At 63.6% G+C, this 25,865-nt stretch carries 22 protein-coding genes and 6 tRNA genes; 19 read left to right on the plus strand and 9 right to left on the minus strand.

Translation table 11 applies throughout. The features are described from left to right. Positions 1–72: 72 nt before the first annotated feature. Both efp and earP read right to left on the minus strand, forming a co-directional pair. Positions 73–642 (minus strand): elongation factor P, encoded by a 570-nt coding sequence (gene efp, locus NKG59_RS11245; protein WP_024542043.1) that lies wholly within the window; start codon positions 640–642, stop codon positions 73–75. A gap of 122 nt (positions 643–764) precedes the next feature. Continuing rightward, complete coding sequence (earP, locus tag NKG59_RS11250) at positions 765–1,958, minus strand: elongation factor P maturation arginine rhamnosyltransferase EarP (RefSeq protein WP_253536770.1); 1,194 nt, start codon at positions 1,956–1,958, stop codon at positions 765–767. A gap of 91 nt (positions 1,959–2,049) precedes the next feature. Between earP and uvrC the strand changes: the two genes are divergently transcribed. The 12 genes from uvrC (at position 2,050) to NKG59_RS11310 (ending at position 13,139) form a co-directional block, all read left to right on the plus strand. Beyond that, positions 2,050–4,023 carry an excinuclease ABC subunit UvrC gene (uvrC, locus tag NKG59_RS11255; protein WP_253536772.1) on the plus strand — a complete coding sequence of 658 codons (1,974 nt, stop codon included), beginning with the start codon at positions 2,050–2,052 and terminating at the stop codon, positions 4,021–4,023. A 67-nt stretch (positions 4,024–4,090) separates the two neighbouring features. Continuing rightward, positions 4,091–4,666: a CDP-diacylglycerol--glycerol-3-phosphate 3-phosphatidyltransferase gene (gene pgsA, locus NKG59_RS11260; protein ID WP_004635606.1), complete on the plus strand. Its 576-nt coding sequence runs from the start codon at positions 4,091–4,093 to the stop codon at positions 4,664–4,666. Between the two features lie 135 nt (positions 4,667–4,801). Beyond that, positions 4,802–4,877: transfer RNA gene (locus NKG59_RS11265), tRNA-Gly, on the plus strand. A 53-nt stretch (positions 4,878–4,930) separates the two neighbouring features. Then, a tRNA-Gly gene (locus NKG59_RS11270) sits at positions 4,931–5,006 on the plus strand. Positions 5,007–5,098: 92 nt separating this feature from the next. After that, positions 5,099–5,172, plus strand: a tRNA-Cys gene (locus NKG59_RS11275). Positions 5,173–5,400: 228 nt separating this feature from the next. Then, positions 5,401–6,645, plus strand: coding sequence for an MFS transporter (locus tag NKG59_RS11280; RefSeq protein WP_420804027.1), 1,245 nt, complete (start codon positions 5,401–5,403; stop codon positions 6,643–6,645). 395 nt (positions 6,646–7,040) lie between these two features. Then, positions 7,041–7,754: a response regulator transcription factor gene (locus NKG59_RS11285; protein ID WP_045204378.1), complete on the plus strand. Its 714-nt coding sequence runs from the start codon at positions 7,041–7,043 to the stop codon at positions 7,752–7,754. Continuing rightward, positions 7,738–9,417, plus strand: a complete 1,680-nt coding sequence (locus tag NKG59_RS11290) for a FecR family protein (protein ID WP_253537485.1) — start codon at positions 7,738–7,740, stop codon at positions 9,415–9,417. The genes NKG59_RS11285 and NKG59_RS11290 overlap by 17 nt, the downstream gene beginning before the upstream one ends. Continuing rightward, positions 9,410–11,743, plus strand: coding sequence for a CHASE2 domain-containing protein (locus NKG59_RS11295; protein WP_253536776.1), 2,334 nt, complete (start codon positions 9,410–9,412; stop codon positions 11,741–11,743). The genes NKG59_RS11290 and NKG59_RS11295 overlap by 8 nt, the downstream gene beginning before the upstream one ends. Before the next feature lie 176 nt (positions 11,744–11,919). Continuing rightward, entirely contained in the window at positions 11,920–12,120 is a 201-nt protein-coding gene (locus NKG59_RS11300) for a hypothetical protein (RefSeq protein WP_253536778.1), read from the plus strand. Between the two features lie 34 nt (positions 12,121–12,154). Continuing rightward, entirely contained in the window at positions 12,155–12,862 is a 708-nt protein-coding gene (locus NKG59_RS11305) for a response regulator transcription factor (protein WP_045204374.1), read from the plus strand. A 25-nt stretch (positions 12,863–12,887) separates the two neighbouring features. Beyond that, entirely contained in the window at positions 12,888–13,139 is a 252-nt protein-coding gene (locus NKG59_RS11310; protein WP_253536780.1) for a GlsB/YeaQ/YmgE family stress response membrane protein, read from the plus strand. 305 nt (positions 13,140–13,444) lie between these two features. Here the strand turns inward: NKG59_RS11310 and NKG59_RS11315 are convergent, their stop codons facing one another. Beyond that, the gene (locus tag NKG59_RS11315) at positions 13,445–14,200 is read right to left on the minus strand and encodes a FadR/GntR family transcriptional regulator (protein WP_253536782.1); all 756 of its coding nucleotides are present in this window, start codon (positions 14,198–14,200) and stop codon (positions 13,445–13,447) included. Positions 14,201–14,287: 87 nt separating this feature from the next. Here NKG59_RS11315 and gudD point away from each other — a divergent pair, with 87 nt between their 5' ends. The 5 genes from gudD to NKG59_RS11340 all read left to right on the plus strand — a co-directional run bounded on the left by gudD (position 14,288) and on the right by NKG59_RS11340 (position 21,704). Next, positions 14,288–15,658, plus strand: a complete 1,371-nt coding sequence (gudD, locus tag NKG59_RS11320; RefSeq protein WP_253536784.1) for a glucarate dehydratase — start codon at positions 14,288–14,290, stop codon at positions 15,656–15,658. Positions 15,659–15,745: 87 nt separating this feature from the next. Further along, complete coding sequence (locus NKG59_RS11325) at positions 15,746–17,038, plus strand: MFS transporter (RefSeq protein WP_253536786.1); 1,293 nt, start codon at positions 15,746–15,748, stop codon at positions 17,036–17,038. 10 nt (positions 17,039–17,048) lie between these two features. Then, positions 17,049–19,460, plus strand: coding sequence for a glycoside hydrolase family 31 protein (locus NKG59_RS11330; RefSeq protein ID WP_253536788.1), 2,412 nt, complete (start codon positions 17,049–17,051; stop codon positions 19,458–19,460). A gap of 94 nt (positions 19,461–19,554) precedes the next feature. Further along, positions 19,555–20,763: a porin gene (locus tag NKG59_RS11335; protein ID WP_253536790.1), complete on the plus strand. Its 1,209-nt coding sequence runs from the start codon at positions 19,555–19,557 to the stop codon at positions 20,761–20,763. After that, positions 20,763–21,704 carry an aldose 1-epimerase gene (locus NKG59_RS11340; RefSeq protein ID WP_253536792.1) on the plus strand — a complete coding sequence of 314 codons (942 nt, stop codon included), beginning with the start codon at positions 20,763–20,765 and terminating at the stop codon, positions 21,702–21,704. The genes NKG59_RS11335 and NKG59_RS11340 overlap by 1 nt, the downstream gene beginning before the upstream one ends. Positions 21,705–21,718: 14 nt before the next feature. Here NKG59_RS11340 and NKG59_RS11345 read toward each other — a convergent pair whose 3' ends face one another. The 3 genes from NKG59_RS11345 to NKG59_RS11355 form a co-directional block, all read right to left on the minus strand. Next, entirely contained in the window at positions 21,719–21,886 is a 168-nt protein-coding gene (locus NKG59_RS11345) for a hypothetical protein (protein ID WP_253536794.1), read from the minus strand. Between the two features lie 101 nt (positions 21,887–21,987). Further along, positions 21,988–22,063, minus strand: a tRNA-Lys gene (locus tag NKG59_RS11350). 39 nt (positions 22,064–22,102) lie between these two features. Continuing rightward, positions 22,103–23,029 (minus strand): LysR family transcriptional regulator, encoded by a 927-nt coding sequence (locus NKG59_RS11355; RefSeq protein ID WP_253536796.1) that lies wholly within the window; start codon positions 23,027–23,029, stop codon positions 22,103–22,105. Between the two features lie 92 nt (positions 23,030–23,121). Here NKG59_RS11355 and NKG59_RS11360 point away from each other — a divergent pair, with 92 nt between their 5' ends. Beyond that, the gene (locus NKG59_RS11360) at positions 23,122–24,225 is read left to right on the plus strand and encodes a YeiH family protein (RefSeq protein WP_253536798.1); all 1,104 of its coding nucleotides are present in this window, start codon (positions 23,122–23,124) and stop codon (positions 24,223–24,225) included. 149 nt (positions 24,226–24,374) lie between these two features. Continuing rightward, complete coding sequence (locus tag NKG59_RS11365; protein WP_253536800.1) at positions 24,375–25,109, plus strand: DUF899 domain-containing protein; 735 nt, start codon at positions 24,375–24,377, stop codon at positions 25,107–25,109. A 42-nt stretch (positions 25,110–25,151) separates the two neighbouring features. Here NKG59_RS11365 and NKG59_RS11370 read toward each other — a convergent pair. The 3 genes from NKG59_RS11370 to fdxA form a co-directional block, all read right to left on the minus strand. Further along, positions 25,152–25,242, minus strand: a tRNA-Leu gene (locus NKG59_RS11370). Between the two features lie 81 nt (positions 25,243–25,323). After that, positions 25,324–25,399: transfer RNA gene (locus NKG59_RS11375), tRNA-Asn, on the minus strand. Between the two features lie 110 nt (positions 25,400–25,509). Then, a complete protein-coding gene (fdxA, locus tag NKG59_RS11380; protein WP_004626101.1) occupies positions 25,510–25,839 on the minus strand; it encodes a ferredoxin FdxA in 330 nt (109 codons plus the stop codon). Between the last annotated feature and the right edge of the window lie 26 nt (positions 25,840–25,865).

Genomic DNA, 25,865 nt, shown 5'->3' on the forward strand with positions numbered 1-25,865 from the left:
CGAAACGCCAAGAAGTCTGCTCGAAAAAGAAAAGGCTCCCGAGGGAGCCTTTCTTCTTGCTGCGACGCCAGCTTACTTGGCGCGGCTGCGGTACTCGTCGGTACGCGTGTCGATTTCGATCTTCTCGCCGATGTTGCAGAACAGCGGGACCATGATCGTGAATTCTTCGTTGTCGTTGATGCGAGCCGCCTTCAGAACCTTGCCCGACGACGTGTCGCCCTTGACGGCCGGTTCGGTGTAGACGATTTCGCGGACAACCGTCGTCGGCAGTTCCACCGAGATGGCGTTCTCGTTGTAGAACGTCACTTCGACCTTCATGCCGTCTTGCAGGTAGTTCAGCGCGCTGCCCATGGCGGCGGGCTCAACGTTGTACTGCTCGTACGTGACCGGATCCATGAACACGTACATCGTGCCGTCGAAGTAGGAGTACTCGGCTTCCTTCTTCTCCAGGATGACTTGGTCCATCTTGTCGTCGGCGTTGAACACCGACTCGCCGCCTGCGCCCGTCAGCAGGTTCTTGTACTTCATTTTGACGACGGCGCCCGAACGGCCCGAACGGCTGTACTCGGTCTTGAGAACGACCATTGCGTCGTTGCCGATCATGAACACGTTGCCAGCGCGGAGTTCCTGCGCGATTTTCAAAGCCATTTCACATTTCCTGAGAGTAAGAGGGTTCGATGCGCGCCAAGCAACGAAGCACCGCGCGATACCCTCCGGGCCGCGCGAACCAGGTCAGAGCCGGGGGTCGCATACAGATCAGCCCGCTATTTTACCTGTTTTTGGCAAAATGCCACCAAATTCGCGGCGAGATCGCCTAGTTGCATCAAGCTTTGTTCCCAGGTGACGGCCCGTGCGCGCAGACGCGCTGCCATAGATGCAAAGTCCGCCCAGTTGAGTGATGCCGGCGCACCATTCCACGCGTGCCAGAAGGCGACAAGTGCCTTGGCATCTGCCTCCGCCAGGGCAGCGGTATAGCGCGTCAGAAAGGCGTCCAGCTTCGTGAGGTGCACGTCGTCGCTCTGGGGGTAGATGTGCCAAACAAAAGGCTTCAGCGCCCATTGGGCGCGCACGAATGAGTCTTCTCCGCGCACGAAGTTGATATCGCAAGCCCAGAGGAGCGGGTCGTAATGCTCCTGTGGCACGAATGGCACGACTGCCACGTTCAGGTTGCCGCGCGTCCACCGAGCGCCTGTCTGGGCGCCACTGGCGTCACCCAACAGCTCGGCGACCTGCTTGGCAACCAAGCCTTCCGGGACTAGGCAAACCACCGGCTGTGGCGATGCCTCCCATTGAGCGACCAGCGTTGGCAGTGCCGGGTTGGCATAGGCGAACAGGCTCACGCGCAGGGCGTCAGGGCAGTCGCGCATCAGGTCGTCGACCCCGAGGCGGTGCCACAACGCATGGTGGGCGGCGGGGCTTGCTTCGAACGTCTTGCGTTGGGCGCCAAGATGCGATTCCCGAAGTACGCCGCCGGTGTTGCGGGCGAAGCCGGGGAAAAAGAAGTGTTTGACGAGCGGCAGCCGCAGATGTGGCGACTGCATCGCGTGATGCTCGGAGACCCACTTCTCGGCGCTCAGGTATTCGAGGTTGATCCAAACCGGCGGCGATCCTTGGGATGCCCGCTCGGCCATGAGCTTCAGCATGGGCTCCGGGACGGCGCATGCGAAGGCGCCGATCACCACGTCGTGCAGCGCGGGGTGCGCGTCGGCAGCGAGTAGGCTGGCGACCTGCGCATCGTCAGCCCAGTGGCGAATATCCACCCCCGAGATGCGCTGCGCATCGGCTTTTGCGTCAACAGTGGGGCAGATTTTTTCGAACGAGCGAAGATCGTCGACCCACAGGCGGACGGTATGGCCGTGCTCTTGCGCAAGCTGGCGAGCCAGGCGCCAGCAGACGCCAATGTCGCCGTAGTTGTCGACGACGCGGCAGAAGAGGTCCCAGGATGTGATGGTGCGCATGCAGGAAGGCCAGCCGGGCAACGAAGAAGATGGGCCGACATTGTAGTCGGCGGCTTGTTCTACACTGACGGCCTCTGATCCAGCGAACGCCATGTCGTCCGACCCCACGCAACCCCAGCCTTCCGAGACGCCCGAGAGCGTCGAGCCCAGCGCGCCTGCAAATGTGCCCGAGTTCGACGCGAAAGCGCACATCGCGCGCCTGCCGAACCTGCCGGGCGTGTATCGCTACTTTGATGCCCAGGGCAACGTTCTCTATGTGGGCAAGGCACGCGACCTGAAGAAGCGTGTGTCGAGCTACTTCAACAAATCGCTGCTTTCGCCGCGCATCGCGATGATGGTGGCGAAGATCGCGCGCATCGACACCACGGTCGTGCGCAGCGAGGCCGAAGCGCTGCTGCTAGAGAACAACCTCATCAAGGCGCTGGCGCCGCGCTACAACATCCTGTTTCGCGACGACAAGTCGTATCCGTATCTGAAGCTCACGCAGCACGCGTATCCGCGCATGGCGTATTACCGAGGTGCGACCGATCGCAAGCATCAGTACTTCGGGCCATTCCCGAGTGCGCATGCCGTGCGCGAGAGCATGCAGATCCTCCAGAAGGTGTTCCAGCTCCGCACGTGCGAAGACACGGTCTTCAACAACCGCACGCGGCCGTGCCTGCTGCATCAGATCCATCGCTGCAGCGGCCCGTGCGTGCAGGCGATCAGCGCAGAGGATTACGCACGCGACGTCGCCAACGCGGCCGGTTTCCTGCAAGGCAGGCAGGACGAGGTCATGCAGACGTTGCAGGACAAGATGCAGCGCTACGCTGAATCGCTGGAGTTCGAGCAGGCCGCCATCGTGCGCGACCAGATCGGCGCATTGTCGACGGTGCTCAAGCAGCAGTCTGTGGAGGAGGTCGGCCACGCCAGCGACATCGACATCCTGGCGGTTGCCATCAGGGGCGGCCACGCCTGCGTGAACCTCGCGATGGTGCGCGGCGGGCGCCATCTGGGCGACAAGGCTTACTTCCCCGCGCATGTTGAAGAGGGCGCCGCCATTGTCGGCGTGGATGTGGAAGCCGACGGTGAGACTGCGGCAGAAACATCACGCGATGCCGAACGCATGGCCAGCGACATCCTCGAAGCCTTCGTCGCGCAGCACTATCTCGATCAGTTTGTGCCGCCGGTGCTGGTGGTCAGCCATCAGATTCACGCAACCGAGTTGATCGACGCGCTGGCCGAGCAGGCCGGGCGCCGCGTTTCGGTTGTGCGCCAGCCGCAGGGCGGGCGCCGCGCGTGGCTGGAAATGGCGGAGAAGGGCGCCGAGCTGTCGCTGATGCGCCGGCTTTCCGAGCAAGGCAGCCAGCAGGCCCGCACACTTGCGCTGGCCGAGACCATCGGCATTGATCTCGAAGACCTCGCCGCGCTGCGGGTCGAGTGCTTCGACATCAGCCACACCGCTGGCGAAGCCACGCAGGCTTCGTGCGTGGTCTTTCACAGCCACGCCATGCAAAACAGCGAATACCGCCGCTACAACATCCAGGACATCACCCCCGGCGACGACTACGCGGCCATGCGGCAAGTCCTCACGCGCCGCTACCAGAAGATCGTCGAGCAGGCTGGAGAAGACGCTCCCAACATGCCGAGCATCGTGCTGATCGACGGCGGTAAGGGACAGGTGGAAGTCGCGCGCCAGGTCTTTGAGGAGCTGGGGCTGGATATCGGATTGCTCGTCGGCGTAGCCAAGGGCGAGGGGCGCAAGGTCGGCCTGGAAACGCTCATCTTCGCCGATGGCCGTCCGTCACTGGAGCTGGGGCAGGGCAGCGCTGCACTGATGCTTGTCGCGCAGATTCGCGACGAAGCGCACCGCTTTGCCATCACCGGTATGCGTGCCAAGCGGGCCAAGACGCGCAACACGTCGCGGCTGGAAGAGATCGAAGGCATCGGCGCCAAGCGCCGGCAGCGGTTGCTGGCGCGCTTTGGCGGTCTGCGCGGCGTGATGGCGGCGAGCGTCGACGAGCTGGCCACGGTGGAAGGTATCTCGCAGACCCTGGCCGAAGAAATCTACCGTCAGTTGCATTGATCGGCGACAATGCCCCATCTTGTCGCGTTGGTTTGCGCTTGCGCGGCGGTTGTCCTCTCGATTTGCCATGCCTTTCAACTTCCCGATCCTCCTGACCTGGTTGCGTGTGGCCATGATCCCGCTGGTGGTGGGCGTGTTCTACGTGCCGGACACCTGGATGGCACTGCCTGCCAAGAACCTGACGGCGGCGGTGTTTTTCATCGTCGCAAGCCTCACCGATTGGTTCGACGGCTTTCTTGCCCGCCGCTGGAACCAGACCTCCGCCTTCGGGGCCTTCCTCGATCCGGTGGCCGACAAGCTGATGGTGGCCGCAGCGCTGCTGGTGCTGCTGTCATTGGGCCGCGTGTCCGACGTCATCGCACTCGTCATCATTGGCCGTGAGATCACCATCTCCGCCCTGCGTGAGTGGATGGCGCAAATTGGCGCGTCGAAGAGCGTGGCCGTCAACTTCCTCGGCAAGCTGAAGACGACCTTCCAGATGATCGCGATTCCGTTGCTGCTGTTCGAGGGCCGCCTGTTCGGCATGATCGACGCGCAGGTGTGGGGCACGTGGCTGATTTACGTGGCGGCGGTGCTCACGCTGTGGTCGATGGCGTACTACATGAAGCTCGCCTGGCCACAGATTCGCGAGCGCGCAAAATGAGCCTGTAAAAACTCTTGCGCAAAACTGTTGACGAGAGCGATCTTTCTTTGCCATAATTTCGTTCTCGCGTTGCAGTGATGTGACGCAAACGGTCTGGGAGCACAAAGGTTGTACGGCAGTGCTGATAGCCAAAATGCGGGAATAGCTCAGTTGGTAGAGCGCAACCTTGCCAAGGTTGAGGTCGCGAGTTCGAGCCTCGTTTCCCGCTCCAGTTTGAAATGTGTGGCCGTGTTGATGTGATGGCACGGCAGCATAACCGGTTACGCGGGAATAGCTCAGTTGGTAGAGCGCAACCTTGCCAAGGTTGAGGTCGCGAGTTCGAGCCTCGTTTCCCGCTCCAATCCCGAAGGGAAGCCTTGCTTCCCTTTTTCTTTATCGGCACGGCAAGCACGCGATTCTCCATGAATTGCTACAATGCGGTGCTGAGCCCCTGGCGGGGTAGCAAAGTGGTTATGCAGCGGCCTGCAAAGCCGTGTACGCCGGTTCGATTCCGGCCTCCGCCTCCAGAATGCAAGAAGAAAGCCCCGACTGATTCGGGGCTTTTTGTTTTTGCATCGTGCGCGATGCGCGTGTTTCGGGCTTAGCGTTCCTCGCCGTGCATTCTTCTGTTTGGACAACGCACCACCTCTGCGTCGATGCGGCCGCCACCGGCGTCGCCAGCCAATCCCTTCAGCTAAGTGGTTGCATAAGAAAACTAGGTTGCATAGACTCAAGTGGTTTAAAATTAAAACCATATGAGGCAACAGATGCCCTCTGATTGTGTTGCCGAGCATTCGTCTACCGAGCGTGCCGGTCCCTCCCGGGCGTTGCCGCACGCGTGGGTTGCAATGCTGGCGCTTTGCGCAGCGGCTAGCGTATCGAATGTCTACTTTGTCCAGCCGTTGCTCGAACCATTGGCCCGTGAGTTTGCGCTCAGCGATGCATGGGCGGGCGGTATCATCGGCGCGACACAAGCTGGCTGTGCACTTGCCCTGGCGCTCGTCGTGCCATTAGGGGATCGCTGGCCGCGCAAGCCGCTGCTGTTGGTGCAGCTCGTCTTGCTCACGCTGGCGTTGCTCGCGGTAGCGCTTGCACCGGTGCGCTGGTGGTTGTTGCTCGGCATGTTCTCCGTTGGTTTGCTTGGCACAGCGATGACGCAAGGACTGATCGCCTGCGCTGCCGCGTTGGCGCCATCGACAGAGCGCGGGCGTGTGGTGGGTGCGGTACAGGGCGGGGTCGTGATCGGTCTTTTGCTGGCGCGTGCCATTGCTGGCTGGATCGCGGATGCCGCTGGCTGGCGTGCCGTCTATATGGTGTCAGCCGGCCTCTCGGCAGCGATGCTCTTTATGCTATGGCGCTCGTTGCCTGCGCCGCCGACTGCGCTTTCGCCCATGAGATACACGGCGCTCCTGCGCTCGATGTGGCAACTTCTGATGACCGAACGTGTGTTGCAGGCGCGCGGCCTGATCGGTTTGTTGATGTTCGCGGCGTTCAATGTCTTCTGGAGCGCGATGGCGCTGGCTTTGAGCGCTCCTCCCTATGCGCTCTCACCAGCGGCCATCGGTGCATTCGGTTTGGTCGGTGCGATTGGTGCGGTGGCTGCCGCGCGAGCCGGGCATCTGGCGGACCGTGGTTGGGCGCAGACGGCTACGGGCGTCGCGCTGGGTTTGTTGCTGCTCGCGTGGTGGCCGCTCGGTCTCGGATTGCAGCATCTGGCGTGGCTGATCGCTGGCGTGATCCTGTTGGACGTGGGCGGCCAAGCCGTGCACGTGCTGAATCAGAGTCTGATTTTCCGCTTGCAGCCGGAAGCGCACAGCCGGCTGGTTGGGGCGTACATGCTCTTTTACGCGGCAGGAAGCGGGCTGGGGGCGATGGCTTCGACTGCGGTGTATGCGTCGGCGGGGTGGTCGGGAGTGTGTGTCCTGGGGGCGGTGCTCAGCTTGGCGGCGCTTGGATTCTGGGCGGCGACCGCGGCTTGGACGCGCGGGCAAGAGCGCTAGCGGACGGTTTGGCAACGAGGATCCTGGGCAGCGTATACCCGGTAGCCTCACCAGCCCGGGGGCCCGCTCCTATACTTCCTGAGACCTCGCACCTTGTAATGGCGTGATAAAAAATGATAGAACGCCATGGAAACCCGGCTCTGCGCTTAGCTTTTCACAATTGTTTGCAATATGACAGGGGCGGCCTTTTAGCATGAGCTGGGCTCAAGCCGGTGTGCGACACATGCTGGCGGGGCGTGGGTAAGGTCTTGCGCGGCGGGCACGTGCCGCGCCAATGGTGGCTGGTGGATCGAACAACGATGCGCCGGTCCGGGACCCCGATCACAACGACGAACGGAGTGACCCGGCATTTCGCATAGCGATGCCGGACCCGTTACGGGGAAAGGGCAGTCCAGATGGCGATACGAATTGCCTCGGTAGAAGACAACCAGGCGCAGTCCGATTTGATCCGAGAGATCCTGGTTTCGTCCGGATACGAATGCGAGTGTTTCAGTAACGGAGACGCCTTCGTCAAGGCGCTGCGGGATCGGACCTTCGACCTGCTGCTGCTCGACTGGCAGTTGCCCGATATCAGCGGCATTCAACTTGTGAGTTGGGTGCGGCAGACGGTCGGCCCGGCCCTGCCGGTGCTGTTTCTGACCAACCGATCGCTCGAAGACGACGTGGTGCGCGGGCTGGCCGCCGGCGCCGACGATTACGTCGTCAAGCCGGTGCGCCGCGCCGAGTTGGTGGCGCGCGTCGGTGCGCTGCTACGTCGCGCCGCGCCGCGCACGAGCGAATCGCTCGAACGCATTCGCGTCGGTCCGTACGCGGTGGACCCGGTCGGGCGCGTGCTGACGTTGAATGGCTCGCAGGTTGAACTGTCACCGCGCGAGTTTGATCTTGGGCTGTACCTGTTCCGCAATGTCGGCAAGCTGGTGCCGCGAGAACTGATTGAGCAGGCAGTCTGGGGTCGCAGCATTGGCCCGGATTCGCGCACGCTCGCCACGCATATTTCAAAGCTTCGGCTCAAACTCGATCTCAATCAGAAGAATGGCGTGCGGCTGGTCTCGGTGTATTCGCATGGCTATCGCCTCGAAACCACGCAGGAAGATGGTGAAGCAAGCTGACGCAATCTGGGGTGGTTTGATTGGGCGCGCCGCGTTTGTCGGCGCGTTCGTTCTTTTTGGCGGCGTGTGGCAGGCGGCGACGGCTCAGCCTTCCGGCGCCGATGGCACCGATTTCCTCTATCGCGTGCAACAGGGCGACACGCTGATCAACCTCGCAGCGCGTTACATGGACAGCGTCGAAGGCTGGCGCTTGCTGCAGCAGCGCAACCATGTGGCAGATCCGTATCGGTTGAAGCCCGGCTCTGTCCTTCGGATTCCGTTCGATCGCATTCCGGTGGTGCCGGCGACGGCGCAGGTGGTGTTTGCCCGCGATGCAACGACCGGCGGCAAGCCGCTGCAAGCGGGCATGAAGCTCGCAGAAGCGTCGCAGATTGATACCGGCGACAAAGGCGCCGTGACGCTGGCATTTGATGACGGCACGCGCGTTACGGTGCCGCCGGGCAGCCACGTGGCGCTGTCGCGTGTGCGAGCGTTTGCGCGTGCCGGGCTGATCGATGTGCGTGTGCACGTAAAGCAGGGCGAGGCCGACTCCAATGTCTCGCCTAGAAAGACCGGCGTGGGCCGGTACGAGATTTCCACGCCGGCGCTGGTGACGGGCGTGCGCGGTACGCGTTTCCGCGTGCAGGCCAGCGAAGCCGTATCGACGAGTTCCGTGCTCGAAGGCGAGGTGGCCACGACCGCCGGTCACCAGAGGCAGGCGGTCAAGGCCGGTTTTGGCGTGCAGGCATCGGATGGGCACCTCAAGCGCGCAGCGCTGCCTGCTGCGCCCAAGCTCGACGCCATCCCCCAGCTTGTGCAGACGCCGTGCCTGCGCGCGACGTGGCAGCCGGTCAAGGGCGCGGTCGGCTATCGCGCAGCCGTGGCGCGCGATGCCGCGCTGACCGAACTCAGCGCTTACCAATCGAGCAAGACGCCCGCGGTAACGCTCTGCGGCGATGAGGACGGCGACTACACGCTCGTCGTGCAAAGCATCGATGTGCTCGGGCTGACAAGCGAGTCGGCCACGCGGCCTTTCACCGTGCGCCTGCACCCGGAAGCGCCCTATACGATCCAGCCCGCCAGCGGCCGGACCTACCGCAGCGGCGACGTGGCATTCGCATGGGCTGCCGTGTCCGATGCCGGCAGCTACGACATGGAAGTCGCCGGCACAGAAACCTTCGCCACCCCTGCCGTCCAGCAGCATGGCAAAGATGTGCGTCTGATCAAGCCATTGACGGCCGGCACATGGTGGTGGCGTGTGCGCTCCGTGACCGCAGACGGCAAAACGGGCCCGTGGAGCGATGCGCTGCGTTTTCGCGTGCTCGACATTCCGCCGGATGCCGTGCCGACAGCCGCAGTGGAAGCCGGCAATGATGGCAAGCTGCACGCCCACTGGCCTGCGCTGTCGCCCGAGCTGGCGGCATCTGGCGCGCGCACGCGTGTGCAACTGGCGGGCGACACAAGCTTCGCCAAGCCCATCGCCGACATCGTGAGCGAAGGCAATGAGGCCACCATTCCGCGGCCGCCGTCCGGCGTGTATTACATCCGCACTGGCGTAGACCTGGGCGATGCGGCATCGGTGGTCTACGCCAAGCCGCAGCGCATTGACGTCGGCACCTTCGTCGGCGATTCCGCTCGCAGCCCGGTGCAGAGCGGCGGCAGCAATCTCCTTCTCAATGACTGAACCCGTACCCGCCAAATCAGACGTGCGCAGCCTTGGGCGGCGCGCGCTGGTGGAGTGGGGCGTGCTGGTGGTGCTGGCTGCGCTGCTCACGTTGGGTGCGGTGCGCTGGAGCGTGGTCGCGCGGCTTGATGCGGCTCTGTACGACACCGTCATCACGCTGCATGGGCATGCGCCGCGCGACGATATCGTCATCGTTGCCATTGATGACCAAAGTCTTGACGCGGTCGGGCGCTGGCCGTGGCCGCGCGCCCGGCTGGCCGATCTGCTTGCGCGCGTGGGGCAGGCGCGGCCACGCGCCATCGGCGTCGATATTCTGCTGATCGAACCCGATCTTGCGCAGCCCGAAGGGGATCGTGCATTGACCGCCGCCATCGAGCAGGCCGGACACGTCATCCTGCCCGCGCTGCCCGAGCACACGGAGCACGGGCGCGTGTATCACTATCCGTTTCTCGGTATCAACGCGTCCGTCGCGCATATCAATGCCGCCCCCGATGCGGACAGCGTCGTGCGTGGCATGTATCTGGCCGAGGGTCCGCGTGCGCATGTGCTGGACCATCTTGCCGTGCAGCTCGCGCGACAGGCGCTCCAACCGCCGGCCTCCATACCGGCGCTGCCTGATGTGGAGACCGATGCCGGCGGCTGGACGCGGCGGGCGCATATCCGCCTGAATTTTGCGGGGCCGGCCGGTACGTACCGGCATGTGCCGGCGGTGGACGTGCTTAACGGCCACGTGCCGCCCGAGGCGCTCGCAGGCAAGCTGGTGCTGATCGGGGCGACGGCATCGGGTGTGTCCGATATCTTTGCGACGCCGCCCGCGCGCACGATGAGCGGCGTTGAAGTGCTGGCCAATGCCACGCAGACCGTACTCGACGGCAGCGCCATCCTGCCGGTGCCACCGGGCGTGTTCTGGGCGATGACGCTGCTTCCCTTGCTGATGACCGCGTTTGCGGTGCGTTGGCTTACGCCAAGGATGGCGCTTGCCGTGGCGGTGGCGGGTGCCGCCATGTTGTTGTTGAGCGCGATTGTCGCGCTGGTGTTCGGCAATCGCTGGCTGCCGCCGTTTGCTGCGTTGGTAGGCCCGCTGGTGCTGTATCCGCTGTGGAGCTGGCGCCAGCAGGAAGCCGCGTTGCGCTTCCTGCGTGATGAGATGCAGCGCTTGGCGCGCGAGCCAGGCCTGCTGGCCGATGCCGCGCCGCTCGCCCGCACAGGCCGCACCCTTGGCGCGCACATGGATGCCGTCGCCTCGCTCACGGACAAGCTGCGCGGGCTGCGCCGCTTCCTGGCGGATGCGCTGGAGAGCCTGCCCGATGCCACTGTCATCTGCACGCATGACGGCACGATCCGCCTGGCGAATGGCCGCAGCGCAGACCTCGCCGGCCAGTTGCAGACGCCCGGCCAAAACCGCGCGGCCGCATTGCGCGACCTGCCGACGCTGCTTGCGCGTGCGTTTCCCGACCCCGCCGCAGGCGGGCACTACTGGACCCGCTGGCTGGCCGACCCCGCCGGGCTCGAACCTGTCGAGCTGCAAACGCACGACGGCCGCTCGATGTTGATGCACGCTGCCGCGTTGCGGGACGAAGCAGGCCGCCCCGTCGACATCATCGTTAGTTTTGCCGACATCACCCCCGTGCGTCAGGCCGAGCGCCATCGCGAAGAAGCGCTGCGCTTCATCTCACACGACATGCGTTCGCCGCAGAGCGCCATCCTGGCGCTGATCGAACTGCAGCGCGACACATCGCGCGCATTGGATCGCGACGTGCTGCTCTCGCGCATCGGGCAGCTGTCATCGCGCACGCTGGAGCTGGCCGACGCCTTCATCGACCTGGCGCGAGCCGAATCGCAAACACTCAAGCTGGTGGATGTGGACCTGGTGGGCCTGGTGCTCGATGCCGCTGACGAGGTCTGGCCGCTCGCGAATCGTCACCAGGTGGAAGTGCGCGTGGTAGCCGACATCGAAGCGGCCGTGCGGGGCGAACCGCGTTTGCTGGTGCGCGCGCTGGTGAACCTGCTTAACAACGCCATCAAGTTCAGCGCGGCGGGTTCTGTCGTCACCGTGTCGGTCAAACAAGACGAGGCGATGTTCTCGGTGGCCGTGGCCGACCAGGGGGCCGGTATTGCCCTGGCTGATCAGCCGCGCTTATTCCAGCCGTTTCATCGCTTGCATGAGGACATGGCTAACGCGCCGTCCGGCAGCGGGCTGGGCCTCGTTTTCGTGAAGACGGTGGTCGACCGGCACGGCGGCCGCATTGCTGTGCAGAGCGCGCCGGGGCTCGGCTCCACCTTCACGCTGTCACTGCCGCGCAGCGCGCATCGCCACGACGCCTGAGGCCATCGCGGTCTCGTGTGGCCTTTGCCACATTTCCTTTTCAATCATTTGCATTTCGGCACTGCGGCGGCCCTACAGTTCGTTGGCCGACCCGCACAGCATGCACCGGTGACACACCGGTCGAGAGACGACGGCACCTTGGAAAACCGAGCACAGACACGCCCGAGGCGCCGCGTATGTTGAGCCAGACTGCAACCGATGTTTTGAGCGAATGCGATTACGAACGCGTTCTCGCCCAACTGCATCAAGCCCTGCGCGGCGACGGGAACCCGCCGCAGGTCGAACGCTTCTGGCTGGCTGGTCGGCATGTATCCATGTGGCGCGGCGGTGGTCGCGACGACGGCACTGAACAACACCATCGTCGCACCACCGCTTGACCGCGCCGCACGCAGTCAACCTCGAAACCGAGCCATGAAAATCGGTCTGATCGACACGCACCTCGCTCGCCAGCAGGCGATCCACTCCGCGCTGCAGCCCACGCGCTTCGAATGTGTGCCGCTGTTTCTCTCCCGCCAAGTTTTTGAAGCCATTGATGTGCACGGCATCAACCTGCTGATGGTCGGCGCGCATGCGCACGACATGCCAGGCCTGTCGCTGGTGCGCACCGTGCGCGAGCGTGTGGGCCCCGGTATGGCAATCGTCTACCTGGCCGACGGCCAGGCCGATACCGAAACCGCAGACGCGCTCAATCACGGCGCAGACCTCTGTTTCCAAGGTGATATCCGTCCGCCTGAGTTGCTCGCGCGGCTTGATGCCTTGATCCGCCGCTTTGCCGTGAGCCGTGCTGTGAGAGCGTCGGAGATTCAGCTGGGGCCGTATACGCTGGACCGGCAAAATCGTTCCATCCGGCTGCGCGATGTTTCGGTGTCGGTGCATGCGCGTGAATTTGAGCTGGCGCTGCTGCTGTTCGCAAATGCGGGGCGCGTTCTCTCGCGCGCCGACATCGAACTGGCGCTCTGGGGCCGCGAGCTGAGCCCGTATTCACGCACGCTCGATACGCATGTCTCGCGCTTGCGCAAGAAGTTGCGGCTTGGCACGGAGAACGGCCTGCGCCTGCGCGCCATCTACGGGCAGGGCTTCTGCCTGGAGCGCGTGATGGAAGCGGTGGCAACGCACTGACCGCCTTGACCACGGAGCCACGGCCATGCAATTGCTCTGCATCACCATCCTCATCGGCTTTCTGGCCGGGCTTGTGGCCCGGTGGACCACGCCAGGGCGAGGCGTCAGCGGCTTCCTCCTCACGATCATGATCGGCATTGCCGGCGCGCTGGCAGCCGCTTTTCTCGGCCAGTTGATGCGCTGGTATGAGCCGGGCCAGTCGGCGGGATTTGTCGGTTCGGTGGTGGGCGCTGTCATTCTGCTGGCGGGCTATCACCTGATGGCTCGCGACCGCTGACTGAGGCGCTTGAAAACAGAAAAGCCCCGCGAGTCGGGGCTTTTTTCTTGGTCGGGCAGACGGATCGAGTGGCGGCTGCCAAAAAGAAACGCCCTGATACTCGGGACAGCAGCATCAGGGCCAAGAAGGCCGCGGCTCTCTCTTCCGCGACCGGAGCGCACCCACGAGGGGTCGGTGCAAGCTCAGGTTACGTGGCTGAGAGCGGGGGAATGCAAATCTTTATCAACGGCGCCAACACGTTGGGGCGGGAGATGGTTGGTGCTGGGTAATAAGACGTCGTACAACTGTACGGTCTTCGGACCAACTCAGCCTGCCGTTGCCGCTGCTTGCGCGCCGGCCGCTTCGTGCGCGCGCCGCAGGCGTTCGCGGCTGTTTGACAGGTGCATGCGCATGGCTGCGCGCGCCGCTTCGGGGTCTTTGCGGGCGATGGCTTCAAAGACGCTGTGGTGCTCGCGGTTGACTGTGGCACGCAGTTCCGGAGCGTTCAGGTAACCCACCTGCTCCAGTCCCATCCGCGTGCGCGGGATGAGCGTTTTGCCGAGCTGGGCGAGGGCGCCAACAAAGTGTTCATTGCCCGTGGCGCGCGCGATGCTCAGGTGAAATTGCAGGTCGGAGGTGGCGCTGTCGTTGCCGTCTGCCTGGTCCTGCTCGATGGCTTCGAGTGCCATGCGCAGGGCGTCGATCTCGGCCGGAGAGATGCGCTGCGCGGCCAGGCCCGCACACTCCGTTTCAATGGCGACGCGCAGTTCCAGCATGCTCAGGATCTCGTGCATTGTGGACGCGTCGCCCAGCGGGATGCTGTTGTCTGTGCGCGGCGGCAGGACGAAGCTGCCGATGCCGTGACGCGTTTCGATCAGTCCCTTGGCCTGCAGGCGCGAAATGGCTTCGCGTATCACCGTGCGGCTCACGCCCAGCGCTTCCATCAATGCGGATTCTGTCGGCAGCTTGTCGCCAACGCGCAGGGATTCGTTCGCGATACGCCCCTTGATGTGGTCCACCACGACGTCCGCCAGGCTTTGGGTGCGGCGCACAAGCGTTGCGGGCGAATTGGGGGCGGGCATGCGGTCTCCGGATGGGGGCGGGTTTACCAGGGGTAGTTCGGCAGGAATGTGTCAATTATAGTCCCGTTCCATGTTGTACGACGACTGATGACATACGTGATGACCATGAATCACCCGACCGCCAAAACCCCAGTGCACACACCGCGCGTTACGCGCCTCCAGGTCATTCCGGTGGCTGGCCGAGACAGCATGTTGCTGAACCTGAGCGGCGCACACGGCCCATTCTTCACCCGCAACATCGTCATTCTGGAAGACTCCGAGGGGCATACCGGCGTGGGCGAGGTGCCGGGCGGCGAGTCCATCCGCAAGACCATTGAGGACGCGACGCCCCTGGTTGTCGGACAACCGATCGGCGCGTACAACAACGTGCTCAACAGCGTGCGCCGTCAATTTGCCGATCGCGACGCCAGCGGCCGCGGGTTGCAGACCTTCGATCTGCGCACCACCGTGCATGCGGTGACGGCGCTGGAAAGCGCGCTGCTCGACTTGCTCGGCCAGCACCTGGGCGTGCCCGTGGCAGCGCTGCTGGGGCAAGGGCAGCAGCGCGCCAAGGTGCCGGTGCTCGGCTACCTGTTCTTCGTGGGCGATCGCAAACGCACCGACCTCGACTACGCAGACGGCAGCGACGCCACTGACGACTGGACCCGCGTGCGCCACGAAGAAGCGCTCACGCCGGAAACGGTGGTGCGCCTGGCCAAGGCGGCCCATGCGCGCTACGGCTTCAAGGATTTCAAGCTCAAGGGTGGCGTGCTGAGCGGCGATGACGAAATGGTCGTCACGACGGCATTGGCCGAGGCGTTTCCTGAGGCGCGTGTCACGCTGGACCCGAACGGCGCGTGGTCGCTGGCAGAGGCTATTCGCCTGTGCCGCGACAAGCACGACGTGCTCGCCTACGCCGAAGACCCGTGCGGCGCCGAGGGCGGTTACTCGGGCCGCGAGGTGATGGCCGAGTTCCGCCGTGCCACCGGTTTGCCGACGGCCACCAACATGATCGCCACCGACTGGCGCCAGATGGGGCACGCCATTCAGTTGCACTCGGTCGACATTCCGCTGGCCGATCCGCATTTCTGGACGATGCAGGGTTCGGTGCGCGTGGCGCAGATGTGCGACGACTGGGGCCTGACCTGGGGCTCGCACTCCAACAACCACTTCGACATTTCGCTGGCGATGTTCACGCACGTGGCCGCAGCCGCGCCGGGCAACATCACGGCCATCGACACGCACTGGATCTGGCAAGACGGCCAGCGCCTGACGCGCGAGCCGTTCCAGATCGTGGGCGGCGAGATTGACGTACCGGCGGCACCGGGCCTGGGCGTCACGCTCGACATGGAGCAACTGGAGAAGGCCCACGCGCTTTACAAGCAGCACGGCCTGGGCGCACGCGACGACGCGATCGCCATGCGGCAGCTGATTCCCAACTGGCAGTTCGACAACAAGCGCCCCTGCATGGTGCGTTGACCGCTACGGCGGAACCCGAGGCGGCGCACGTCGTAGCAGGCCGCCGCGTACATCGGTAACCAATAAAAAAATATCGGAGACAACACCGTGAAGACCATCAAGGGCTTGCGCTGGTGGATCATCGTGCTGGTGTGCCTGGGCACGATCGTCAACTATCTGGCGCGTAACTCGCTGGGCGTCCTTGCGCCCACACTCAAAGACGAGCTGGGGATGAGCACCCAGCAGTATTCCTACGTGGTGGCGGCCTTTCAGGTCGGCTACACGATCATGCAGCCGGTCTGCGGCTTTATCGTCGACCTCGTTGGCTTGCGTATCGGCTTTGCTTTGTTTGGTGTGTTGTGGTCGTTTGCCGGCGTGCTGCATGCGGGCGCAAGCGGGTGGCTGTCGCTGGCGGGTTTTCGCGCCTTGATGGGGTTGACCGAAGCCGCTGCCATTCCGTCGGGCATGAAGGCCGTGGCGGAATGGTTTCCGGACAAGGAGAAATCCGTTGCCGTCGGATGGTTCAATTCGGGTACGTCGCTCGGTGCGATGTTGGCGCCGCCGCTGGTGATCTTCCTGCATCTGCGTTACGGCTGGCAGTCGGCATTTGTGGTGACCGGCGCCCTCGGCTTCTTGTGGGCCGCGCTGTGGTTCGCGTTCTACCGTTCGCCGAAGGACCATGCCGCGCTGTCCGACGCCGAGCGCGAAAAGATCATCAGCGGGCAGCTCCGTCCCGTCAGTGCCGAGCGTGGCAAGCGCCCGGTCAAGGATGTCGTGACGTCGCGCCGCTTCTGGGCGATTGCGCTGGCGCGCTTCTTTGCCGAACCGGCGTGGCAGACGTTCAGTTTCTGGATTCCGCTTTATTTCGTGAACGAACGCCATCTCGATCTGAAGGCGATCGCCATGTTCGCGTGGCTGCCGTTCCTGGCGGCTGACCTGGGCGGGCTGGCGGGCGGCTACCTGTCGCCGTTCCTGATCAAGCGTTTTCGCATTCCGCTGGTGTGGTCGCGAGTGTGTGGGGTCGTGCTGGGTGCGTTCATGATGATTGGTCCGGCGTGCGTCGGGCTCGTGGCGTCTCCCTATACGGCGATTGCGTTGTTCTGCGTGGGCGGCTTTGCGCACCAGATGATTTCCGGCCTGGTCAACACGCTGTCTGCGGACGTGTTCGACCCGGAAGAGGTCGGCACCGCGAGCGGCTTTGCCGGCATGGCAGCGTGGATCGGCGGCCTGGGCTTCTCGCTGCTGGTGGGCGCGCTGGCTGACAAGGTCGGCTACGGCCCGCTGTTCGGCCTGCTCGGCGCGTTCGATCTGATTGGCGCGGTGCTGCTGATCGTGCTGATTCGCGGGCAATCGCAGGAAGAGCGCGCCGCGCGTCAGTTGAGTCTCTCTGCTTCACACTGAGTTGAAACCGATGTCCATGTTGCATCCCCCCCGATTCGAACTCCAGGCGCACGAAGGCAACCGGCTGCGCCTGGCCAGCAGCGCCGGCGCTGCCATTGAACTCTTCGTGCTGGAAGAAGACATCATTCGCGTGCTGGTGCTGCCACAGGGCGACCTGCGCGGCCCGGCCACGTGGTCAATTGCCCCCGGCGGTGACGACACGCCGCTCGAAGGGCGCGACCGCCGAGACCTCGCCGGCTTCTCGCTCCCGGCATTCCAGTTGCAGACCGATGCAGACACGCTGCGCGTGGAAACGAGCAAGATCCGCCTGAGCGTTGCGCTCTCCGGTGGTTTTTGCACATGGCAGATCCGCGGGGCGGGCGAATGGCAGACCGTGCTGAGCGATCGCCCCACGCAGGCCTACAACTTTGGCTACTGGGACGAGCAGGTCTACCACTACGTGCGCCGCGAACCCGGCGAGATGTACTTTGGCCTGGGCGAGCGCGCCGGTGACATGAACCGTGCCCACCAGCGCTACGAGATGCGCAACATCGATGCGATGGGCTACAGCGCGCGCACGACCGATCCGCTGTACAAGCACATCCCGTTCTACGTGACGTGGCAACCGGAAAACAGCACCGGCTTCGGGCTGTTCTACGACACGCTGTCCGACTGCAGCTTCGACATGGGCCGCGAGCTGGACAACTATCACGGCCTCTATCGCTACTTTGTGGCGCCGCATGGCGATCTCGATTACTACTTCATCGCCTCGCCCGACACGCCGCTCGATGCCACACGCCGCTTTACGTGGATGACCGGCCGCCCCGCGTGGATGCCGAAGTGGGGGCTTGGTTACTCCGGCTCGACCATGACGTACACGGACGCGCCCAACGCGCAGGAACAAATGGCCGAGTTCATCGAGGGATGCCGTGAGCACGACATCCTGTGCGATTCGTTCCACCTTTCGTCGGGCTATACGTCGATCGGCCCAAAGCGCTACGTCTTCAACTGGAACACTGACAAGTTCCCAGATGCGCGCGGCTTCGTCCAGAGCTATCTGGATGCCGGCATTCGCCTGTGCCCGAACATCAAGCCGTGCCTGTTGCGCGACCACCCGAAGTTTGAAGAAGCCAAAGAAGCCGGCCTGCTGATTTGCGATGCAAAGGGCGAGCCGGCGTGGGTGCAATTCTGGGATGAGGTTGGCGCGTATCTCGACTTCACTAATCCGAAAACGCTCGATTGGTGGAGGGCCAACGTCAAGAGCACGCTGCTCGAGTACGGCATGGCGTCGACCTGGAACGACAACAACGAGTTCGAAGTCTGGACGCCCGACGCTTTCGCGCATGGGTTCGGCAAGAAGGCGCCCATCCGCGAAGCCAAGGTGCTGCACACGATGCTGATGATGCGCGCCTCGCGCGAAGCGCAGCTTGAGTTCGCGCCGCACCGTCGGCCGTTCTTGGTGTCGCGCTCGGGCGGTGTCGGCATGCAGCGCTACGTGCAGACGTGGTCCGGCGACAACTACACCTCGTGGGAAACGCTGCGCTACAACCTGAAGATGGGTTTGGGGCTCGCGCTGTCGGGTGTCTCGAACATTGGCCACGACATCGGCGGGTTTGCGGGCCCGGCGCCGTCGCCGGAGCTGCTGGTGCGCTGGGTGGCGTTTGGCGTGTTCATGCCGCGCTTCTCCATCCATTCGTGGAACGATGACAAGACCGTCAACGAGCCGTGGATGTATCCGCAGGTCACCTCGCAAATCGCCTCACTGATCAAGCTGCGCTACCGGCTGATCCCGTATCTGTACGAACTGCTGTGGCAATCCACGCAGGCCTATGAGCCTGTGCTGCGCCCGACGTTTGCCGAGTTTCCGAACGACCGCCGCTGCTACGCCGAGTGCGATGACATGATGCTCGGCTCGTCGCTGCTGGTGGCACCGACCGTGGACGAAGGGCAGACCGAGCGCACCGTCTATTTGCCAGCCGGCGCACGCTGGGTTTCGTACTGGAGTGGCGAGGCCTTCGACGGCGGACAGACCATCACGCTGCCATCGCCTTGGGACCAACCGGTCATGCTGATTCGCGAAGGCGGTGTGATCGCGCTGAACGTGGCGGAGCAGCATTTCGATCAGCGCGCCGATCAACGCGGCTTCGTTGTTGTTCCGATGCACGGCGTTGGCGAGGCCGTTGGCGGCTGCATTGAAGACGATGGCGAAACCGAAGCGTGGCGCAGCGGCGAGCAGGGCCGCTGGAGCGTGCGTGCGGTGTCTGACGCCCAGGCCATCACGCTGCACGTATCGCGCGAAGGCAAGATGCCGACGCACGCCGACACGGTTGAGATTCGCCTGCCCGCGGGTGATGCACGGCAAGTGCAGACGCCGCATGCTCGCGTGTTGGAAACCGATGTTGCAGGCGGCTGGCGCCGCTTGACGTTGCAATTGCTGGCCTAGTGCCGCATCCTCGCCGCGCATCACGTGCGGGGTCCGCAGAGGCCCCGTGATGCGCGGTGTTCCCTTGGTGCAGGAGATTTCCGAGATAACAACGATGAAAACCACACGAGCCAAACGTTCCCGTTCCCTCACGCCGGTCTATGCGTCGGTTGCGCTGCTTTGCGCGGGCGCTTCGATGCACGCCGCAGCGCAAACGTCAGTCACGCTGTATGGCGTGGTTGACAATGCCTTTGCCTATTCGAGCAACCAGGGCGGCCACTCCAACGCCTACATCAATTCGGGTGCCTTGCTGGCCAGCAAGTTCGGCCTGTACGGCACGGAAGACCTGGGCGGCGGCAACACGGCGCTGTTCCGGCTGGAGAGCGGCTTCAATGCCGACACGGGGCAGCAAGCCCAGGCCGGCTATATCTTCAACCGCCAGGCCTACGTCGGCCTGAGCAACACGAACTACGGCCAGATCACGCTGGGCCGTGCGTACACGCCGTACTTCCAGTACGTCGCGTCGCTGGGCCCGACCAACGTGCTGACGGGTGCCACTGGCGCGCACCCGGGCGACGTGGACGCGTTGGATACCACGCTGCGATTCAACAACTCCATCACTTACACCACGCCGGTGTGGGGTGGTCTGCAAGCCGGCGTGCAATACGGCTTTGGCGAGCAAGCCGGCAGCATTTCGAACGGCAGCAGCGTGAGCACCGCGTTGCGCTACGACTACCAAGCCTTTTCGTGGGGCGTGGGCTATACGCGTCTGAAGAACGTGTCGACCGGCACGACGGCCGGCAATTTCAGCAACGTCGGGACGTTCGCCAACAACTCGCCGGTCAACTCCGGCTACGCCACGGCAGACTCGGCCCAGCTCATCGCTACGGCCGCGCGCTATACGTTCGGTAAGCTGATGGTGGGTCTGAACTACTCGAACGTTCAGTACAAGCCGGGCGCGCTGTCGCTGTTCACGCAGTCGGCCACGTTCAATACGGTGGGCGCGATTGCCACCTACGATCTGACGCCCGCATTGCGGCTCGCTTTTGGCTACAGCTACACGGCTGAGAAGGCGCGCAACGGCATCAGCTCGCCGGCCAAGTACAACCAGTTCTCGATGGAGCAGTTGTATTCGCTGTCCAAGCGCACCGCGTTCTATGCGATTCAGGCGTACCAGCGCGCCAACGGCCAGACGCTGCGCGCTTCTGGGGCGAGCACGTCAATCGTGGATGCGGTGGCGTCGGTGGGCGACTCGCAGAACGGCACGCCGTCGAACGGGCGCAGCCAGTTTGTGGGCATGGTTGGCATTCGGCATTCGTTCTGATGGATAGCAAGCCCAAAACTTGGCTTGCGCCGGGGCCAATACATACGCTGCAGGCCGGCGCGCTGACGATGGATGTCGCGCCGGCGGCAGGTGGCCGCATTGCCTCGTTGGCTTCGGCCGGCGAGGGCGGCCAGCGGGTCGACTGGCTGGCGCCGATGTCGACGGAGTGCCTGCGTGATGGCTTCGACGGGCTGGCATGGCCCAAGGCCGGGTGCTATCCGCTGCTGCCGTTCTCCAACCGCATCCGTGACGGACGCTTCTATTGGGACGGCCGCGAGGTCCGTCTCGCGCCGCATCCGGGCCAGGCGCATGCCATGCACGGGCTGGCGCACGCGCGTGCATGGACAGTGAAGCAGGTCACAGCGTCGTCGATCGAACTTGGTTTGCGCTATGTGCCCGAGGCAGACAACTGGCCCTGGCCGTTCACAGCCACACAAACGCTGGTGCTGAGCGAATCCGGTCTGGATGCCGTCATGACGCTGCGCAACGATGGCGACAGCAGCATGCCGGCAGGTGGCGGCTTTCATCCGTACTTCGCGCGCAGGTCCGATACGCGCGTGCAGTTCGATGCTGCAACGATGTGGCCGACCGACGCCGGTGAAGTTGCCGTCCGTCGCGAGCCGATCACGCCGCGGGAAGATTTCCGTCACCCCCGCGCATTGCCGGATGCAGCGCTCAGTGTCTACTACAGCGAATGGCAGCAGCGTGCCGTGGTGTTGTGCGCGGGTGGTGTGCTGACGCTCAGCGCCGATGACCCGCTCGACCACTTCATCCTGCACGCGCCGCACGCGCAGCCGTATTTCTGCCTGGAGCCCATTTCGCACGTGGCCGACGCGATCAACTTGGCGGCCAAGGGATGGGAAGGCACGGGCCTGCGCGTTTTGGCGCCCGGCGAGACGCTGCAGATGCGCATGCAACTGCGCATCGAAACAACGGCCTGAAATGCGACGCCGCGTTAGCGGCGCTCACCGGGCCACGGCGCTGCTTTGCCGAACCACTCCGTCAGGAAGTCGATAAACGCGCTGACCTTGGCCGATAGGTTGGCGCTCTCCGGATACACCGCGAAGATGTCTGCCGCGGGCGGCGGGGGAGAGGAGTCTGCGGAACGATCGGCCGACGCCATGAGCGTCGGCCGTTTTGTTTTCCGCGCACTGAAGCGAAAGCGCGTCGCAAATCGCGCAAATGAAAAAGGCCCGACAGTTGCCTGTCGGGCCTTTCATATTCTGGTGGGGCGTGAGTGACTCGAACACTCGACCTACGGATTAAGAGTCCGCTGCTCTACCAACTGAGCTAACGCCCCGCGAAGAAACGAGACTATATCAACCTTTTTCGGATCGCGCTAGTCCTTTGCGCGAATTTTTTTCGAATCGGTTGTGTGGCCGCGTAGCACGTCGATGAATTGCGTGAGTCCGTGCGTCGGATGCTTGTCGCGATGGCGCACGATCAGCAGCGGTCGGGCGATGCGCGGCAGGCCGCTGTTGACCTCGACCAGGCGGCCATCGCGCAACGCATCGGCCACCACGTGACGCGACAGGCAACTGATGCCGTAGCCGGCGGCTACCGTGCGCTGAATGGCTTCGGAGTGGCCAAGTTCGAGCGCCACATGCAGCGGCCCGACCACCGAAGCAATGCGGCTATCAATCAGTTCGCGCGTGCCGGAGCCGGGTTCGCGCATCAGCCAGCCCGCTTCGCGCAGCGCTGCGTGTGAGACAGGCCCTGTTCCTTGGGTGAGCGGGTGCCCGGGCGCGGCCACGATCACCATCTCATCGTCGATCCACGTTTCGATCTCCAGTGCCTCGCCGCGACAGGTGCCTTCAATCAAGCCGATGTCGACCTCGAAACGCTGCACGGCATCGACCACGTCCTGCGTATTGCCGATCAGCACGTCGAGTTGGCTGTCGGGTGCGATCTCGTGCCGGAAGCCCGCCAGCAGGGCGGGCAGCACGTAGTTGCCGATCGTGCTGCTGGCTGCGAGCTTCAGGCGCACGTTTGGCTGGGCGGTTGCGTGTTCCAGCGCATCGGCGTGATCAAGCAGCGCCTGCGCTTGCGGCAGAAGCTGTCGGCCCAGTGCATTCAGATGCAGACGGCGCGCATGCCGGTCAAATAGCGGATGTCCGAGTGTGGATTCCAGCTCCGCCAGCGCTGCGCTGACGGCCGATTGCGACAGGCCAAGAGCTTCTCCGGCCGCGGTGGTCGTTTCACTGTGTGCGATGGCGGCGAAGACGGCCCATTGCCGCAGCGTGACGCGAGGCGCCTTGTTATCCATAAAAGTGGTTGAAATTACTAAAATTACCTGTTTTACATGTTATCACGATCTGCATATCGTTATGCGTATAGCGAATAAGCAAGGCGAATGTGATGACGATTGCACAGAAGCAGTTGGCGCCCCAGGGCGTGACAGCGGGATTTGACGGGCGAACGCTCGCCAGCGTGGCGGTGTTGTTCGGGTGTGCGGGGATTGCGGTGGCGCTCGGGGCAATGCCCTGGGCGGGGCACCTGGGCCTGAGCGCACTGACGCTCGCCATCCTGCTCGGCATGGCTGTCGGTCATGTACCGGGGCACCAGCGTTGGCTGACGCCAGGGGCAATCCAGTTTGCGCGCCATACACTGCTGCGCGCTGGCGTGATTCTCTACGGCGCCCGGCTGACGCTGGCGCAGATCCAAGATCTCGGTACTTCGGGCGTGGTGATTCCGCTGGTGGTATTGGCAGCGACGATGCTGGCCGGCACGTGGATCGGCACGCGTTGGTTTCGCCTCACGCGCTCACAAGCCGTGCTGGTGGCGGCGGGCAGTGCGGTATGTGGGGCGGCGGCTGTGCTGGCCGTTGCGCCAGCGGTGAAGGCATCCCCGCGCGAAACGGCCGTGGCGATCGCCAGCGTGGTGCTGTTCGGCACGATCGGCATCTTTCTGTATCCGTGGCTGTACGCGCTTGTTACGCATGCCGGTGTGGCCATCACGCCAGAGCACTTTGGCGTCTACATCGGTTCGACGATGCACGAGGTCGCCCAGGTGATTGCCGCGGCGCGTCCGCTGGGCGACGACGCCACCAACGCGGCGGTCGTGAGCAAGATGGTGCGTGTGCTGGCGCTGGCCCCGTTGCTCGTGGTGCTGGCGTGCACAACACCCGGTGAAGCTCAGGGGCCCGCTTCGACGTCTCCTGAGAATTCGCTTCGCAAAGCCGCCGGCCACGCCTGGAAAGCGATGCCCTGGTTTGCGGTTGGGCTGCTGATCGTGACGCTGCTGAATTCCGCTGGTGCGATTCCCGCCGCATGGCATGCCCCCATCGACGCCGTCGACACCGCCATGCTGGCCTGCGCGATGTTTGCCATCGGCACGCAAACGCATGTGCCGATGCTGCTGAAGTCCGGTGTGCGTCCGCTCCTGTGCGCTGCTGTTTTGTGGGTGGGGCTGGTGGGCGGCGGCGCGCTTATCAACGTGGGCGTGCGCTTGCTGGTGGGCTGATCTGGCACCTGAAGTTGCATGTGCAGAGGCGGCTGATTCTCTTCGATGGCGCGCAAGTCGCATCCGGTTGGCGACTTGCGCGCCGCGGCTTTTCATTCGAGTGAGGCCGCCTAGTATGAAGTCCTGAGTCTTAGGACAGAGGGGCAATCATGCAAACGCATCCCGTAGTTTCAAGAGACGAATGGCTCATCAAACGCCGAGCGTTGCTGGCGCGCGAGAAAGAGGCCATCCACCTGCGCGACGCCATCAACGCCGAGCGTCTGGCGCTGCCCTGGGTCAAGGTCGATACGGAATACGTATTTGAATCATCGGAAGGCAAGAAGACGCTGGCCGAGCTGTTCGACGGCCGTAGCCAGTTGGTGGTCTACCACTTCATGTTCGGGCCCGACTGGGATGCGGGCTGCCCAGGGTGCTCCTTCTTCTCCGATCATGTTGGTGGAATGCTCACGCATCTGAACCACCATGACGTGACGTTCGTCGCCGTGTCTCGCGCGCCAATGGACAAAATCGCGGCTTACAAGAAGCGCATGGGCTGGCAATTCCCGTGGGTATCGTCGTTCGACACGACGTTCAATCACGACTATCGCGTGAGCTTCTCGCAAGACGAACTCGCTAGCGGCTCGGTCGACTACAACTACGCCGCTACGCCCCGCGAAGAAGCCCATGACGAGCTGCCTGGATTGAGCGCGTTTTACAAGGACGAGGCGGGCGATGTCTTCCACACGTACTCGACGTATGCGCGGGGTTTGGAAGACATGGTTGGTACGCTGCTGCTGCTCGATCGCGCGCCGCTCGGCCGTAACGAGACGGGCCCGTTGTCATGGGTGCGCCGGCACGATGAATACGAAGATGCACCGAAGGCGCACGCGTGCTGCGCATCGTAAGGCGCTGGAGCGGAAAGAAGGGAGGGGAGGCGAAGAAAGGATTGGTGCCCGAGGCCGGGATCGAACCGGCACGCGCCGATTAGGGCGCAGCGGATTTTAAGTCCGCGGTGTCTACCAATTTCACCACTCGGGCTGGGGCGACGGTGCAAGACAATACACGAGACCGATGCCGAAAATGAAAACGCCCCGCACGAAGCGAGGCGTTTTGTTATTTTGGCTCCCCGACCTGGGCTCGAACCAGGGACCTACGGATTAACAGTCCGGCGCTCTACCGACTGAGCTATCGGGGAATCGCTGCAACAGCGAAGAAATGAATTCTAGCTAGTTTCCGATCTGCCCGTCAACACCTTTTTTGCGATGCACTACAAAAAGGGAGGGTAGGCAAGTTCACTCAACTAGTTCAGCCGCGGTCGAGGTACTGCTCCTTGTCCTTCACGTCCTTCCAGTCGTCGGCGTCGGGCAGGGGTTGCTTGGTCTTGGTGATGGACGGCCAGCCGGCTTGAGCCAGCTCGACATTGATGGCGATCCACTTCTGCTGATCAGCGGGCACGTCTTCTTCGGCATAGATGGCGTTGACTGGGCATTCGGCCACGCAGACGGCGCAGTCGATGCACTCGTCCGGATCAATCGTCAGGAAGTTCGGGCCTTCACGGAAGCAGTCGACGGGGCAGACGTCCACGCAGTCGGTGTACTTGCAGCGGACACAGCTTTCGGTAACGACGTGAGTCATTTCGCTTGGAAGTTGAAGCTAGGAAT

Source organism: Ralstonia chuxiongensis (assembly GCF_024158925.1).
Classification (GTDB): Bacteria; Pseudomonadota; Gammaproteobacteria; order Burkholderiales; family Burkholderiaceae; genus Ralstonia; species Ralstonia chuxiongensis.